The 16713-nt window shown below is 51.9% G+C and carries 12 protein-coding genes and 1 riboswitch; of the genes, 2 read left to right on the plus strand and 10 right to left on the minus strand.

Going from position 1 to position 16713, the window contains the following annotated elements; all coding sequences use genetic code 11:
- Positions 1-196: 196 nt before the first annotated feature.
- The 5 genes from AC3G2T_RS23065 to AC3G2T_RS23085 form a co-directional block, all read right to left on the minus strand.
- A complete protein-coding gene (locus AC3G2T_RS23065; protein ID WP_488437053.1) occupies positions 197-1285 on the minus strand; it encodes a sialidase family protein in 1089 nt (362 codons plus the stop codon).
- Positions 1286-1327: 42 nt separating this feature from the next.
- Positions 1328-2203 carry a carbohydrate ABC transporter permease gene (locus tag AC3G2T_RS23070; RefSeq protein ID WP_474683495.1) on the minus strand — a complete coding sequence of 292 codons (876 nt, stop codon included), beginning with the start codon at positions 2201-2203 and terminating at the stop codon, positions 1328-1330.
- 12 nt (positions 2204-2215) lie between these two features.
- Positions 2216-3187 carry an ABC transporter permease gene (locus AC3G2T_RS23075; protein ID WP_474683494.1) on the minus strand — a complete coding sequence of 324 codons (972 nt, stop codon included), beginning with the start codon at positions 3185-3187 and terminating at the stop codon, positions 2216-2218.
- A 120-nt stretch (positions 3188-3307) separates the two neighbouring features.
- Positions 3308-4900: a type 2 periplasmic-binding domain-containing protein gene (locus AC3G2T_RS23080; protein WP_474683493.1), complete on the minus strand. Its 1593-nt coding sequence runs from the start codon at positions 4898-4900 to the stop codon at positions 3308-3310.
- A gap of 786 nt (positions 4901-5686) precedes the next feature.
- On the minus strand, positions 5687-7489 hold the full coding sequence (locus AC3G2T_RS23085; protein ID WP_488437054.1) for a PrpR N-terminal domain-containing protein: 1803 nt from the start codon (positions 7487-7489) through the stop codon (positions 5687-5689).
- A 324-nt stretch (positions 7490-7813) separates the two neighbouring features.
- Here AC3G2T_RS23085 and AC3G2T_RS23090 point away from each other — a divergent pair, with 324 nt between their 5' ends.
- Positions 7814-9016: a sialidase family protein gene (locus tag AC3G2T_RS23090; RefSeq protein WP_488437055.1), complete on the plus strand. Its 1203-nt coding sequence runs from the start codon at positions 7814-7816 to the stop codon at positions 9014-9016.
- Between the two features lie 99 nt (positions 9017-9115).
- Here the strand turns inward: AC3G2T_RS23090 and trmL are convergent, their stop codons facing one another.
- Entirely contained in the window at positions 9116-9580 is a 465-nt protein-coding gene (trmL, locus tag AC3G2T_RS23095) for a tRNA (uridine(34)/cytosine(34)/5-carboxymethylaminomethyluridine(34)-2'-O)-methyltransferase TrmL (RefSeq protein ID WP_474683663.1), read from the minus strand.
- 144 nt (positions 9581-9724) lie between these two features.
- Here trmL and AC3G2T_RS23100 point away from each other — a divergent pair, with 144 nt between their 5' ends.
- Complete coding sequence (locus AC3G2T_RS23100; RefSeq protein WP_474683490.1) at positions 9725-10438, plus strand: response regulator transcription factor; 714 nt, start codon at positions 9725-9727, stop codon at positions 10436-10438.
- 94 nt (positions 10439-10532) lie between these two features.
- On the opposite strand, the gene metE is transcribed toward AC3G2T_RS23100, so the two are convergent.
- The 4 genes from metE to nrdI form a co-directional block, all read right to left on the minus strand.
- Entirely contained in the window at positions 10533-12836 is a 2304-nt protein-coding gene (metE, locus tag AC3G2T_RS23105; protein ID WP_488437056.1) for a 5-methyltetrahydropteroyltriglutamate--homocysteine S-methyltransferase, read from the minus strand.
- A 146-nt stretch (positions 12837-12982) separates the two neighbouring features.
- Positions 12983-13192: riboswitch (cobalamin riboswitch) on the minus strand.
- Positions 13193-13257: 65 nt separating this feature from the next.
- Positions 13258-14226: a class 1b ribonucleoside-diphosphate reductase subunit beta gene (nrdF, locus tag AC3G2T_RS23110; RefSeq protein WP_474683488.1), complete on the minus strand. Its 969-nt coding sequence runs from the start codon at positions 14224-14226 to the stop codon at positions 13258-13260.
- Between the two features lie 22 nt (positions 14227-14248).
- Positions 14249-16333 (minus strand): class 1b ribonucleoside-diphosphate reductase subunit alpha, encoded by a 2085-nt coding sequence (gene nrdE / locus AC3G2T_RS23115; protein WP_474683487.1) that lies wholly within the window; start codon positions 16331-16333, stop codon positions 14249-14251.
- Positions 16320-16679, minus strand: a complete 360-nt coding sequence (gene nrdI / locus AC3G2T_RS23120) for a class Ib ribonucleoside-diphosphate reductase assembly flavoprotein NrdI (protein ID WP_474683486.1) — start codon at positions 16677-16679, stop codon at positions 16320-16322. The genes nrdE and nrdI overlap by 14 nt, the downstream gene beginning before the upstream one ends.
- Between the last annotated feature and the right edge of the window lie 34 nt (positions 16680-16713).

Here is a 16713-nt window from a genome sequence, read left to right on the forward strand (position 1 = left end):
CCTCTCTTTTTCTTGATTTCCATGTCCCTGGCACTACTTCAATATATGTAGGTGCACTGAGTACGTACCTATTTCGCCGCCTTTTATGAAATTCCTTCTAGTTCTGGCTGAATTTTTTTATTTTTCTATTGATCATAAAAAGAGAACCCGGGATGATGACAACCATCGTCCCGGGCTTCTCTTTGAGCGCGTTCATTTATTGCCGCAAATTCAGGATCGTGCCTCCGATATACCGAACTCCGCCCCGCTGCTGGACGATGTCGTGACGGTCGTTAAAATAATAGGAGGCGAGCATTTGGCCCGGGGTTATTTCTACGGCCCGCGGATAGCCGAGATCGTTGCTTCCTCCATCGTCGCGCAAAATCAACTCGGGCCCCCACGTCAGCCCGTTGTCCTCGCTGACGCGCGCCCGGATGCCGAACGGCGGCCGTCTGTACCCGTACACGGCAAACAGGCGGCCGTCTTCCATCCGCGTCAAATGCACCGTATCCCCGTGATCGTTGATCCGCGAGACTAAGCGCCAGGTCAGCCCGCCGTCTTCCGAGGCGTAAAGCTCATCCCACGCCGCAACCATGGACGGCTTGCATCTGACCGCCACGACAATCGTGCCGTCCTGCAGCATAACCGGTGACGGGCAGATGACCCGGTATTCGTTGCTGTGCGGCATCAACGAAACGAGCGCCCAGTTGCAGCCTTGGTCGAAAGAGGCGAACACGACCGGACGGTCATGAACGTTATTGTGCGGTCTTGCCGTCAAGAACAGCAGCACGACTCCGTCCGGACGTACGATGTACGACGGTCTTCCCTGATAGCGCGGAATTCCGCAATCGGGAAGCATCACCGGCTCTCCCCACGTCTCTCCGCCGTCGCTCGACATTTTCACCCATGCCTGCGCATGGCCGACCGCCGAGTTTGGCGTGCACCAGCATTCCAGAAGCGTATTCGGATCGGCAAAATCCCATCCTTCCGTGCAGATGTGCGGCCTGCCGTAATGAAGTTCGTCGTTCAGTTTGTTGTTGTCGGCGATCTCGATCGGCCCGCTCCACGTTCGCCCGCCGTCTCTTGTCCGCACCCCGATAATTTTGCCGAACGTCTCGACCCGGTCATGGTTCAAATTCCCCGGGATCGAATAATCGCAGGCAATGTTCATAAAAGCGACCAGAATGTTGTCCTTGGCGATTCTCCACATGCCGCCGTTAAACGGCCAGGAGCAAAATCCGCCGGAATTTCGATAAATGACGGTATGCTCCATTTGTTCAGGCGTTACTGGTTTGGCGTACTTCACGTTCATGCCCCCAATCGTCAATGTCCAAAAGCAGCAGGCGGATCACCCCTTGACGGAACCCAGCAGCATGCCTTTGGTGAAATATTTTTGCGTGAACGGATAAACAAACAAAATCGGCAAAACCGCCAAAAAGATCGCCGCGGCTTGAAGATTTTGCGGCAGCAGCTGATAGCCATTGACAGTAATGTTCTCAAGCGTCGTTCCCGATTTGCTGGAATTGATGATCATGTTGTATAAAATCACGGTAATCGGCTGCAAGTTCCTGTCCTGCAAATAAATGACCGGAATCAAAAATTGATTCCAAATGAGCACCGCGTTGAAAACCGTAATCGTAGCGATGATCGGCTTGCACAGCGGGAAGAACACTTTCCACATCATTTTCCAGTCGTTCGCCCCGTCAATAAAAGCGGCCTCTTCCAGCTCGTACGGCAAAGCGTCCAAAAACGATTTCGTAATGATAAGCAAAAACGTGTTGACAGCCATTGGCAGTATCATGACAAGCCGGGAGTTCACCAGATCGAGCGCGTTATATATGATATAGTTCGGAATGATTCCCGCTTCGAAAACCCAGGTGAAAATGAAAACCGTCATGATGACGTAGCGTCCTTTCAGCCTTTTCCGGGACAAAGGGTACGCTGTCATGAACGTTACGGCAACTGCGACGATTCCGCCGACGACCGTATAGAACAGGGAATTGATCAACCCTGAAGTCACGCCGATTCTGGAATTTGTCAAAATATATTTATAGGTCTCGAAATTAAACCCCTTGGGGAGCACATACACCTGCCCGGAAGCGGCATAGGCACCGTCGCTCAGCGAAGTCGCCAAAATATTGAGAAACGGGTATACGCACGCCAGGGCGATGATGATCAAAATCGTATTGTTGACCAAGTCGAAGGCTTGTATTTTTGTGCGCATCACTATCGCCTCCTAGAACAATCTGGATTCAGAGAATTTTTTCGAACCCTTGTTGGCGGCGATGACCAGTATGAAAGCGACAACCGACTGCGCCAAGCCGACAGCGGCCCCGAAGCTGTAATCGGGGAAACCCGTATTCGCGAATGCGCGGCGGTACACATAGCTTTGGATCACATCCGCCGTATCGTAAACGCTCGGGTTGTACATGAGCAAAATTTTGTCCAGGTCGACGGTTAATATTTGGCCGATGTTCACAATAAACATGACCGCAATCGTGCTGGAAATCGAGGGCAGCGTCACTTTCATTATTTTTTGCCAGCGGTTCGCCCCGTCGATTTCGGCTGATTCGTACAAGCTCGGATCGATGCTCGTCATCGCCGCCAAATAAATAATCGAGCTGTAGCCGAACAGCTGCCAGACGTTCAAGCCCACATACAAGGAGCGAAACCAGCCGGGATCCGCCATGAAAAAAATAGGCTCGATTCCCATCGCCCCGAACGCCTGGTTGACCAAACCGCCCTGCGGAGAGAGCAGTTTGTACAAAATGCTCACCATGACGGCGGAAGAAATAAAGTACGGGAAAAAGCTGAACGTCTGAACAAACCGCTTCACGAACGAAATGCGGACTTCATTCAAAAACAGCGCAAAGACGATCGGAATCGGAAATACGAACAGCAGGTTGTAAAAAGCGAGCAAAAGCGTGTTCGCCACAAGCTTCCAGAAATAAGGATCGTGCGTAAACGTGACAAAATGCTTCAAGCCGACCCATTGGCTGCCAAACACGCCCTGAAACACGTTATAATCCTCAAACGCGATCACGAGTCCGAACAAAGGCAGCAGCTTGAATATGATCATATGGACAAGGCCCGGCAAAAGAATGAGATACAGCAATCTCGCATCCCATATCGGCTTTAGCCAACTGCTGCGGGTCCGAGCTGCGGTTCTTACATTCCCGACGGTTTTCTTTTCGGTTAGTACATTCATATGGAATCACCTTTTTTCGATGGGTTGAAAGCCCGTTCCCGTTCCCGTTCCTGTTCCGACATGCGTTTGAGCGTTCACTCCATCCCTTGCGTGAACGGATGGAGTGAACGCTGCCGCAAGCTATTTTTTCATGGCGTCGAATCCGGCTTGATCGATTTGAACGATTTTGCCGTAACCCAATTGATCCATCTCTTTCAGGAACGCATCCCACTGGGACATATCCCGCTTACCGGTAATGAACTTGACGAGATTGGCGTTCAGCTCCGGCTTCACGGCGGCCAGCAAGCTTGTTCTTTCCTTTAACTGGTCGGCCGAATATTTGATAATCGGCAAATCGAGAGCAGTAAACTTATCAAAATAAGTCGTTGCAAAAGATTTCGTCAGCGGGTCCATCCATTGATAATAAGCGGCGTTGTTGACCGGCGCCGGGAACGTCAGTCTGTCCTGCAGGAAATTCCAGACAGGCGTGCCGAGCGGCTGGTTGCCTTCTTTGGCAAACTCGACGGTAAATTCTTTTTTGCCGCCGTTTTCTTTGTAGGATTGGCCTTCCACGCCATAGTCCATCAGCGTTCTCCCTTGATCGGAGAACACATAATCCATAAACTTGACGATAGCCTCCGCTTTATCTTTCGATTTGGAATTGATGACAAACACGCGGTCCGTTTTGTATTTTTGTGCCGCAGGCGGAACCTTGCTTTGCTGTCCGCTTATCGTCATGAACGGATCCATGACCTTGATGGAGTAGTTCGGGTCATTTTTCGGCCCGCCATTGTTCATAAACCACGACGGACGCGTAAAGAAGTCGTTGCCGATCGCTCCTTTGCCTGTGAGCATTTTCGTCTGCCACGTTTCTTCGGTTGCGGTGCCGGCCACCCACTCCGGATCGATGAGCTTATCCGCATACAACTGTTTGTACCATTCGATTTGCTTTTTGAACCCGGCGCTGTTCAGATCGAAACCCAAACCGTTCTCATAAATCCCGTGAACTTTGCCGCTGGAATCCACTTTATCGTTAGCGTCGAACACTTCGGCAAATTTGAGATAACCGTCGCGTCCAGTGAACGGATAAAAGTTAGGATCACTGCTGTACGTATTTTTCAGCTTTTTCAAATCGTCCGTAAACTCTTGGATCGTTTTGGGGTTGCTTGCAATACCGGCCTTTTTAAACATGTCCTCGCGATAAAAAGTAACGCCGGTAATAGTCGGGTATTCCTGCGGCAAACCGAAAATGTTTCCGTCCTTGTTGGTCACCAGATTTTTGTAGTCGGGATTTTTGTCCAAAAAGCTTTTTATATTCGGCGCGAATTTGTCGATGAGAGGCTTCAAATCCACAAACACGCCCTGCTTGCCGTAAACCTCGGATTGGGCCAGCGATACGATGCCGGCATCGGGGAATTGACCCGATCCGATTTTCAAATCCAGATTTTTTTGATAAACATCGTCGTCTTCCCCGCCGTTAACCAAATTGACCTGAGTGCCGGTTGCTTTTTGCAGTTCCGGAAACCATTTCAAATCCTTCAGCCAGTTCACGTACTTGCCCGCCATCATATAAGAGAATGAAGCGCTTCCATTTGATCCCGCAGCAGTGCTGCCGGTTGGAGCCGCGCTTGCCCCGGCGCTGCCTCCGCCATCTTTGCCGCACGCGCTCAATAAAACTAACGTCGCTGTCAACGTCACAGCCGGTATTACTTTCATAGCCCGCTTCATGTTCATTAAAAGCTTCCCCTTTCGATTTGTTTTACCAAGGCAAACGCTTTCAAGAAATCGGAGAGTTTTCAGTGACATATTGCATTTAGCAACATTAACCTCCTAAATTTTCTATTTTCATAAAATATAACGATTACAAGAATAATTTATATCATTTTACAACAATAAATCAACCTTTTTTTGAAATAAAATATTATCAACGAACAAAATCGATGCAAAAAAGATTAGAACAGGAAGCCCACCTGTACCGCCCCCGCCCGATTGAGTTCAACATAACACAACTGCCGAACAGGAAAATAGAATCAAAATTTTCCTATCGTCTCATGCCTTGCCCCGCTTCCGCCCCTCATCCGCCGGCGCTTCCCCGGTCTAGCATCGCGCAGAAAACCTGCACTAACGCATTACTGATCAGCACCGCACGCAAAAACCTGCAAAAGTACATCTTTTTACGCCCTGATTCGCTCGATGCGGAATATTCCTGCAAATGTGCAGGCTTTTCCGCCCAAACTCTCGTTCAGACCCGTTTTCGGCAAAAATTCCTGCACTTTTGCAGTCTTTTCCCCTAATCGAGCCACTACAGCCGAAAATTCCTGCACTTTTGCAGGTTTTCGTTCTCGCAAGGCAAGCCGGGCTCAGCTTGCGCCACCCAGCCGGTTGCGCCATCTTGCGCGAACAAAAGACCCCAGTCGCCCGTCAAGTGAAATACCGCACGGGTGTTGCCTCTGCATAACGGCGGTCGGCGGCCGACCACGCACAAAAAAGGCGCATTCCCGAAGGATACGCGCCTTGTTCTCATTTGTTTTCCGTTATTTTGCGCCATAGAGTGGAGCGGTTGATGCCCAATCTTTTGGCGGCTTTGGACTGGTTCATGTTTTCTTCCTCCAGAACAAGCTGGATGATTTCCCGTTCGATATCTTCCAGCGGGCGGCTGATATCGATGCGCCCGGCCGCTCCGCCGCGCCGTTTGTCGCCGCTGTTCGAAGCGTAAAGGAGCTGCAGCGCGTCATCCTCCAAATATTCGCCGCTCGCATTTTTTACGGATTCCTCGATCATCTCTTTCAATTCGATAAAGTTCCCTTTCCAAGGGTGCGTCCGCAGCTCCTCCAGCACCGCAGGACGGATGCCAACGACCTGTTTGCCGTATTTTTCGTTGCTTTGCACTATAAAAGTGCGCACCAGCTCCTCCAAATATCGCGCATGATCGCGAAGCGGCGGAAAAAACAAGCTCGCCCGGCTGAGCGATTCAAACATTTTCGAATCGAGCAGCATTTCGTCCTTCAATTGATCCGGGCTGCGCAAAAACGAAAACACAAAATAACTTGTCAGCTTCGGCAGCATTTGGCACAGTTTCCGCTGCAAAGAAGCCGGCGTTTTTTCCAGGCCTCTGATGTACACCAACGAGTCGGCTTGGGCGTTTTGCACAACTTTAAGCAGTCGGGTGCACGTCTCCTCGCTGCCATCCTGGATCACGATTTCCATCATGCTCCCGTCTTTATACCGCTCCATTTGATACAGCATATCGCAAAACAGCATTTTCCCGCTTCCCGTCTCGCCGTAAACGGCAATCGGCAAATGCTCCCGGAACCGCTGTTCCGCGGCGATGAACGCCTGTTGAAACGGTTCGCCGAGCGTAATGATCGGGGGAAATGCGGAAGCCCCGCTTTTTTTATGGTAAATGATATGCAAGCTGTCCGCTGCATCCTCCGAAGCGGTCAATTTGAACAAATATGAAGGTTTGGCAGGAACAAGGTTCAGCAGTTTCGCCGAAACCGTCAACTTCTTGCCGGCCGCATAAAAATTCAACGGCTCATACAAAGGCTGCTCCCGCTGCAAATCCTCGATTAATTTCAAAAAGTAGGGATGATCCGCGAACAATGAATTCGCTTCGCTCTCTTGCTCTTCCAACTGCAGGCGCTGCTTAAACAAAGCATTGGCATACTCCATTACGCCCTGCTCATTGACGATCGCGAAGCCCTGATCCACCTGGTTCAACAAATCCTCATAGACGACATTGCGGATTTTGGAAGAGTTCAGCACCCGGTACATCTGCTTGGCCGAGTAAAAAGCGTCAAGCACCGACTCCCGCCCCGACGTGATCAAAACCCCCTGCATGCCGAGCTCATTGGCCAGGCGGGTCGTCACGTTATCGCCGACAACGACGATAACTCCCTCTTCCTTCGCTTTTCTCAAAGCGGGCTCGACTTCATGCTCCCCCTGAACTTCCGCGCACGGAATTTCGATATTCATCAAGCTCGATACGGCGCCGAAACCTTGAATGATGTTGGGAAATCCGATGATTTTGATTTTCGATTTGTAGCCCTTCAGCAGCGTCAAAATTCTTAAAATGTCAAATCCCGAAACCTGGATTTCAACTACGGGCTGCGGAATATGATTCCGGAGCAGCCTCGCCGTGCCGCCGCGGCTAATCACGACATCGAACTCTCTGTTCATATAACGTTCTTTGAACGCATGGAGGCCTTCGGACAGGTCGCCCTGAATAGCTGTAATCTCAAATTCCGGAAGCTCGCTCTCCAAATTGTTGATCAGCTCCAAAAGCCCGCGATACGGGGCAATGACCAATGTCTTTATTTTCACGTTTACACCCTCTGTTGCAATTTTAGGCATAATATAGCTCAATTCTGCGAAAATTGCAATTATGAAAACGAAGAAATTTCGATATATTTTTGTCCGCCGGGCAACCGCTTCACAACAATCGCTAATTCAGCAGCATTGTTTCAAAATATAACAATAAATGAATTGACGACCTATCCATCACATGATATATTCGTTAAAAAGCGCTATATCGCAACACAAATTAGTAAATCCAATCATCCCAATAAACCGAATTGCCGCATTAATTAACACGCCCGCAAAATTTAGAAAGCGCTTTATATCCTGCACAGAATGAGGGGAACTCGTATGGATCAAACCAAAATCGTCCATTTAAAATCGCTGCTGCAAGACGGGCAATGCTATTTGCATCATGAATCCGACCGGATCGAAGCGCTGATTCCTGCCGCCGCGCCGACCAATCACGCCCCCGCTTTGATCGAACTGGATAACGGAGACTTGCTGTGCGTATGGTTTGGCGGATCTGACGAAGGGGCCGGCGACATTAAAATTTACATGTCCAGGCTGGGCCACCGGCAAGCGCAATGGACGCCCCCTGTCCGCCTCTCCGACGACTTTGCCAAAGCCGATCAAAATCCGTCCCTGTTTCAAGCCCCCGACGGAAAAGTTTGGCTGCTGCACACGTCGATGGACACCCGCGGCTGCTCGCTGGCCGAATGGCAGGCCATGCTCAAAAGCAAAGAGGCGTCAGGGCCGTTCGCCATGCAGCATACGTCACAGGTGCAATGCCGGATCTCCGCCGACAACGGGGAGCATTGGAGGCCTTCGGAGGCGCTGTTTGACGAGCCGGGAACTTTTTGCCGTCATCCCATTGCAGTATTGAGCAACAACCGCTGGATATTCCCCGTCTGGTACAGCAGTCTCGACGAAACGAAGCAATTCGGCCACGATTACAGCGCCGTGCACGTATCCGACGATGAGGGCCGTTCATGGCGAAAAATTGAAATTCCCGGCAGCAGAGGGAGAGTCCACGCTTCCATCGTGGAGCTTGACGACGGCAAGCTCGCTGCTTTTTTCCGCAGCCGCAATGCGGACCGGATTTATTCCAGCCGATCGTCGGATTACGGGGAAAGCTGGACCGTGCCCGAGAAAACAGAGCTCCCGAACAACAATGCGTCGATCCGCGCCATTCGCCTCCAAAGCGGCGGCATCGCCATCATTTTCAACAATTGCAGCGCAAACGAAGATCCGGATGTGACGATTTGGCCCTATGAAAGAGTTCCCATTACGATAGCGATTTCCGAGGACGAAGGAAAAACTTGGCCGTACATGCGGCATATTGACACGGGAGATCATTATTGCGGGGAAAAGAATGCGCAGTTCAACCGAAGATACGAATACCCCTTTCTCATCCAATCGAAAGACGGAATGATCCATGCCGCTTATGCATTCGGTACCCGCACACACATTAAATACGTGAGCTTTTCCGAACAATGGGTGAAAGGCATCGAAAAAAACAAATGGCCATGGGACAATTTCCCGATGGAGTGAAAAAAGCCTGTGAACTGCCGGCTTCCTTTCGGAAACGGGCAGCTCATAGGCTTTTTTTGCCGCGCCGCGGTGCCTGAGCATGGCGATCAATCCGCCAGCTTACGTGAGGCCGGCGAAACCGGTCTGCCGCAAACCTTCATATAAAATAATTGCGGCGGAGTTGGAAAGATTAAGCGACCGCACCGCATCGCTCATCGGCATCCGCATCAAAGTTTCCGGATGCGCGCTCAGGATAGAGTCAGGCAAGCCTTTGGTTTCCTTGCCAAAAACAAAGAAATCGCCGTCCTGAAATGTAAAATCCGTGTAACGCTTTTCCGCCTTCGTCGTCGCGAAGAAAAACCTCCGGTCCGGATATGCTTGCAGCACCTCGTCAAACGAATCGTGGTATTCCAGCTTTACGGAATGCCAATAATCAAGCCCCGCGCGTTTCAACGTTTTGTCGTCGGTTTGGAAGCCTAAAGGCCTTACTAAATGCAGATAAGTTCCCGTCGCCGCGCAAGTGCGGGATATATTGCCTGTATTTGCGGGTATTTCTGGTTCGACCAGCACGATATGAAAAGCCATTTCCGTCAAATTCACCTCACATTATATCCTATTATAAGAGCAGCAGGAAATCAATTTAACACAGGGATAACTTTATCTTAATATGTCGTTGATAGAATACCTTCATAATAGACTTATCATTCGATTAAAGGAGCCGACATATCGATGAAAAGAAAAATATTAGTTGTGGATGACGAGCCGTCCATTTCGATGCTTATAGAATTCAACTTGAAACTGGTAGGATACGAAGTACAGTGCGTTTACGACGGCGAAGCCGTATTTGAAGCTATCCAGACGTTCCGTCCGGATTTGATCGTATTGGATCTGATGCTGCCCAAAATGGACGGTTTCCAGGTTTGCCGCAAGCTGAGAAACCAAAACAATCTCGTGCCGATCATTATGCTGACCGCTATGCAGGACTTGACCGACAAAATCGCCGGATTGGACAACGGAGCGGACGATTATATGACCAAACCGTTCAGCCCGCAGGAGCTGATCTCCCGCATCCAGGCTATTATGCGGCGCGTGCAGGCGCTGCCGTCCACGAACGAGAACGCGCCTATGCACATCGGCCAGATTACGATCCGCTCGGATCAGCGCGAAGTTACGGTCAGCGGCACTCCGATCGAGCTGACGCCCAAAGAATTCGAACTGCTGCTCTTCCTTTGCAAGCACCGCGGGAAAGTGCTCAGCCGCCAGCAGCTGCTGCACGGCGTATGGGACTACCATTTCCTCGGCGATACGCGGATTGTCGACGTTCACATCTCCCATTTGCGCGATAAAATCGAGAACAATGCGCGCAACCCCGAATATATCGTCACGATTCGCAACGTCGGCTACAAGCTGACCGAGCCTGCCGTGAAGGAATCGCTTGCCTAGCCGCAACTGGCGCATCCCCCTCATGAACGAAAAAGCACCCCCAGCTCTCTTTACCGGAGAGGTTGGAGGTGCTCTTTTTTATTCCTGCCGTCTATTAAGCCCGAACCGATTCGCTAAATGCTTCGCGCGCCTGATGGGCCGCTTCCACCATATGCCGCAGAGAGGCTTCCGTCTCTTCCCACTTCCGCGTTTTCAGGCCGCAATCGGGATTGATCCAAAACAATTCCGGCTGCAGCGCCCGGAGCGCCCGCCCGATCATCTCGGTCATTTCCTCCGCTTGCGGCACGCGCGGACTGTGAATGTCGTACACGCCCAGGCCGATGCCGTGATCGTAGCCCTGCAGCTCGAAGCTCGAGATCAGCTCGCCGTGGCTGCGGGATGTTTCAATCGAGATTACGTCCGCATCCAATGCGCGTATGGAATCGATCATGTCATGGAACTCGCAGTAGCACATGTGGGTATGAATTTGCGTCGTATCCTTGACGCTGGAAGTGGCGATGCGGAACGCTTTGACCGCCCATTCCAAATAACTCTGCTGATCCTTCACCTTCAGCGGCAAGCCCTCTCTGAGTGCCGGCTCGTCAACCTGGATCATCTCGATGCCTGCGCTCTCCAGCGCTTCGACTTCCTTGCGCAGCGCCAGCGCGATCTGGTTCGTCACCTGTTCGCGGCTCAAATCGTCTCTGACGAACGACCAGTTCAAAATCGTGATCGGCCCGGTCAGCATGCCTTTAACCGGAAGAGCCGTCAGCGACTGGGCATAGGCGCTTTCCTTCACCGTCATCGGCGCCGCGAATGCGACATCCGCGTAAATGACGGGCGGCTTGACGCAGCGGGAGCCGTACGATTGCACCCAGCCGTTCTGCGTAAAGGCGAAGCCGTCCAGCTTCTCGCCGAAATATTCCACCATGTCCGTGCGTTCGAACTCGCCATGGACGAGCACATCCAGGCCGATCTCTTCCTGGATCTTGATGCAGCTGGCAATCTCCTGATCGATGAACGCTTCGTACTTCGCCGTGTCCAGCTCGCCCTTCCGCCATTTCAGGCGGGCGCTGCGTACCTCCGGCGTCTGCGGGAAACTGCCGATCGTCGTCGTCGGCAGCAGCGGAAGCTTCCAGTGAGCGGCTTGCAGCGCAAAGCGCTCGGCAAACGGCAGACCGCGCGTATGCGAGACCGCCTCAAGCCCGGCCAACTGCGCGGCTACATCCTGGCGGTTCCGCTCAGGCAGCGCGCGGAAGCCGGCAAGCGCCTCCCGGTTCCACTGCCACTCGGCCGCAGCGGATTCCTGTCCGCCTGCGAGCGCCTGGCCGAGCAGCCTCAGTTCGACCAGCTTCTCGTTGGCGTAAGCAAGCGCCTGCTTTAATGCGGCGGGAAGCTTCGTTTCCCGCACAACGGTTACAGGCACATGCAGCAGGCTGCAGGACGGCTGGAGCACCAGCCGCTCGTGCGGTACGTGTGCCGCAAGCTTTTGCGCCAGCAGCAGCTTCGCTTCCAGGTCGGCGCGCCATATGTTGCGCCCGTCGATAATGCCTGCGCCAAGGCGCTTGTCGGCCGGAAATCCGTGCGCCTCCACAGCCCGTAAATTGGCCCCGCCATCGTGCACGAAATCCAGTCCGATGCCTTGAACAGGCAAGCGGACCACCCGCTCATAATGCTCGACCGCCTCAAAATAAGTCTGCAGCATCACGTTCAACCCCGGCACTTCCCGATGGATGGCGCCGTAAATTTGCTCCACAAGCTCAAGTTCCTCCGCAGACGGATTCGTCGTCAAGGCGGGCTCATCGATCTGCACCCAAGCGACGCCCTCTTGCGCCAGTTCCTTCAACACCTGCAAATAGACCGGCAAAAACTGCCCGACTTTCTCGCCGAGCCGCGAAGCCGCGAACCCCTTCGACAGCTTGAGGAACGTGTACAGCCCGACCAGCACAGGTTTGCCTTCGACGTCCGCCCTGGACTTGGCAAAGCGGTACGCCTCCAGCGGTTTGTTGTATGTTAACGTTGGTGCGTCCTCCCCGATTTCCGGGACGATGTAGTGATAATTCGTATTAAACCATTTTGTCATTTCACAGGCTGCACCCTGACTGTTCCCGCGCGCCATCGCGAAATAAGTGGCAAGCGGCACGCGCCCTCCCGAATGCGCGAACCTCGCCGGAACGATACCGAACATGACCGCCATATCCAGCATCGAATCGTAATAAGTGAAATCGCCTACCGGGATTTCGTCCAGCCCCGCATATTTTTGAAATTGCACATGCGCGAGCTGGATCCGCTCCATCTCCGCCACTAAGTCCTGCTCGCTTATTTTACCGGACCAGAACGCCTCCAGCGCTTTTTTCCATTCCCGGTCCTCACCGATTCTCGGATATCCCAAATTGCCAATTTTGATTACACCAGCCACTTAAGCTCGCCTCCGTTTTCCTCATTTGTACTTTCTGAGCGGAACACAAAAAAGACGTCGTTCCCTCAAAAAGACAAAGGGAAAGACGCCTCGCGATTATACTTATCGGTTGCCATCTAACACCTCCCTATCTCCCGTAGGTAAAAGCAGTGTCGTTGAAACAGGCAGGTCTCCTGGCTATCAGCGTCATCATCGGCAGCAGCCTTCCCGGTTATTCATTCAACCAGTGGCGATGTTTGCTGCGACTCTTCTGTTACAGTGGCGGGACCGCGTCGGCTTTGCACCGAACTTCCCTTTTAAACTCAAGCCCAAGAACGATTCGTTCGGGCAAGAGCACCTGTCTCCACAATATGCAATTGTCTGCTTACATTCGATACAATGTATAACTATACATGAATATTAATTTTTATACAAGATTTTCTTACAAATTGTCAAAAACAAAATCGTCGTCATTCAGCGGCTCCACATGAATCGTGCGAACGTAGCCGTTGCCTTTTTTGGAGAAAAAGTCGTGCTGCTTCGTCTTGGTGCTAAGACCGTTCAACACGATCGGATTGATCTCCTCTTCCGGGAATGCAGGGTCGAGCCCGAGATTCATAAACGCCTTGTTCGCGTTATAGCGCAGGAACGCCTTCACTTCCCGGTCCAGGCCGATCGCGCTGTACAGATCCTCCGTGTACCCTTCCTCATTCGCATGAAGCTCCTTCAGAAGCGCGGTCAAAGTCTCGTAAGCCTCGTCCTGCTCCTGCGGAGTCAGCTCCTCGTACACTTCCTGGGCAAGCACGCCCACATACAGCCCGTGAATGCTTTCGTCGCGCAAAATCAGATCGATGATTTCGCCGCTGCTAGTCATCTTGCCTTGGCCGGCCAAATACAGCGGATAGAAAAAGCCGCTATAGAACAAATAGCTTTCAAGCAGCACGGATGCCGCCATAGCCAAATACAGATCCTTGCGGGTGTGAATGCCGTCGTAATATTTGGCAATCGTATTCGCCTTGAACTGCAAATACGGATTTCGCTCCACCCAGAGGAAAATGTCGTTGATCTCCTCCGTCGTAGACAGCGTCGTAAAAATGCTGCTGTACGATTTGGCGTGAATTTGCTCCATCATGCCCATGAAGCTGAGCACCGCTTTGCGCTGCAGCCCGTCCACATGCTCCAAAATTCTTGGCATCCCTACGCCGCCCTGCATCGTATCGAGCAGCGTAAGCCCGCCCAGCACTTTCATATACAGGTCGCGCTCCGCTTCGTTCAGCGTCATCCAGGACATTTTATCGTCAGACAGAGGAATTTCTTCGTCCGTCCAAAACTGCATAATATTTTGATTCCAGAACGTGATCGTAAAATCGTCGTCAGGCCGGTTCCAGTTGACGGCTCTCTTGGTGGTCATCTTGTATTCATTCCCCTTCCCGTTACACCGAACAGCTGACGCACTCTTCAACGGAGAGCTGGTTCGTCCGCGTGTAATAGAGCGATTTTAACCCGACGCGGGCAGCGTACAAATAATAGCGCGCAAGCTGTCTGGTCGTCACATCGCTGTTGACATGAAGCACCGTCGAAATGCCTTGATCGACATGCGTCTGGATTTCGGCAATCAGGTCAAGAATTTTGAATTGGTTCATTTGATACGCCGATTTATAGAAGAAGAAATTGTCTCTCCGCAAATACGGCATCGGGTAATACGTCGTCGAGTTCGCGTACGTCCGCGTTTCGATCGGCTCGACGATCGGCATGACGCTGGAAGTCGCATTCTGGATGTACGAAATGCTTTGCGTAGGAGCGATAGCCATTCTGTACGCATGGTAAAGCCCGTGAGCGCGCACTTCTTCCTTCAGCTTGGCCCAATCGTCCGGAGAAGGAATCTGCATGCCCTCGAACAGTTGTTTCACCTTGTCTGTGACCGGGCGGTAATCGGTTTGCAAGTAGCGGTCAAAATAAGCGCCGCCGGCATATTCCGAAAGCTCGAACCCGTCGAACGTCTCGCCCTTCGACTTCGCGATCTCCATGCTTTTTTCAATCGAGAAGAAATTCATCGCCATGAAAAACGTGCGGACAAAATCTTTCGCTTCTTCGCTCTCATAACTGATCTTGTTTTTGGACAAATATCCGTGCAGGTTCATCGCACCCAGTCCGACCGAGTGCAGCTCGCGGTTCGCCTTCGCTACGCCCGGCGCGTTGGCGACCGTCGTCATATCGCTGACGGAGGTCAGCGCAATCATGCCCTCGTGCACCGATTCGCGCAGCTTTTTCAGATCCATGACATTCGCTATGTTCAAGGAAGCCAGATTGCAGCTAATATCTCTGCGAATCAGGTTCTCATCGCCGTAATCGCCGATCTCCGACGTCTCCTGCAGCTGAAAAATTTCCGTGCAAAGGTTGGACATCTTGATCGCGCCGATCTGCTTGAGCGGGTGCGCCAAATTTGCATTGCTGCGGTTCATCATGTAAGGATAGCCGGATTCCAGCTGCGTCGTGGCGATTTTTACGAGCATTTCGCGGGCGCTCATCACCGGTTTCTTTTTGACTCTAGGGTCCGCCAGCAGCGTGTCGTACATCTCGTCCATGTCCATATCGTCAAGGTGCTTGCCGTACGCTTTGTATACCGTATAAGGCGCGAACACATGCAGCGGCTGGTTCTCTTCGGCCAGTTTGTAGAATTTATTCGGCACGATCAAACCGATCGACAGCGTTTTGAGGCGCGACTTTTCGTCCGCATTGATTTTTTTGCTGTCCAAAAATTCCATGAGGTCCCATCCGAAGATGTTGTAATACGCCGCTCCGGAACCTTTGCGTTGGCCCATCTGATCCGCATAGGAAAAAGCGTCCTCCATAAGCTTGAGCACCGGCATAATGCCTTTGGCCGCACGCTCGACGCCTTTGATCGATTCTCCGCGGCCGCGCAGCTTGGACAGATTGACGGCCACGCCGCCGCCGATTTTGGACAGCTGCATGCACGTGCCCAGCACATAGTTAATCGAATTCAGCGAATCGTCCATCTCCAGCAGGAAGCAGGATACCATCTCGCCCCTGCGGCTTTTGCCGGCATTCAAAAACGTCGGCGTCGCAGGCTGCAGCCGCTGTTCCATCATCGATTTCGCCAACTGTTTCGCCGTTTCCGCATCGCCGCGACCCAAGTAAAGCGCCACAATCGCGACCCGGTCCGCATAATGCTCAAGATAAAGGGTTTTATCGTCACTGCGCAAAGCGTAATCCGTATAAAACTTCGAAGCCGCCATATACGAGGAGAATTCGAAGTTATATTCGTGAGTGATTTTGTATGTATCTTCAACTTCGGATGCGGAATATTTCTCGTAAACATCCTCGTAAAAGTTGTTATCTATCATGTAACGAACCTTCGAAGCCGTATCGGCAAAATGAAGGCTGTTGCGGTTCACTTCTTCCATAAATTCGTGCACGGCTTCCCGGTCTTTCTCCAATTGAAAAAAGCCGTCGACACCGCGCTGCATGATCTGGTTGTTTAACTCAATATGCCGCAATTGCGTGCACCTCCTGAACAAATCGCTGAACATCCTGCCGGGTTCCGGACAGTTCAAACTTGCCGAGCACAGGCACGCCGTAACGCTCGGCGATGCGGTCCGCGCTCTTTGCGAATCCATCTCCCCAATTCCGGTTCCCGCTGGCCGCTACGCCTTGGAGCCTAGGATGGTTCCGCTCCAAAAAGTGTGCGACTTTCTCCGGAATTTGACCAAAGCCTGTCGTATAGGTGACAAGCACGAAAGGTTCATCCATCTTCATCGCCTCTTCAATTTGAACCGCAGGCAAATTTAATTTTTTAATAAATCTGCGGACATTTCCCGTCTTGGAATCGTAAGCAATCAGCATGGGATTTCGTCTCCTTCTGTCAAAACCATTAAAA

It is taken from the genome of Paenibacillus sp. sgz302191 (assembly GCF_057749925.1).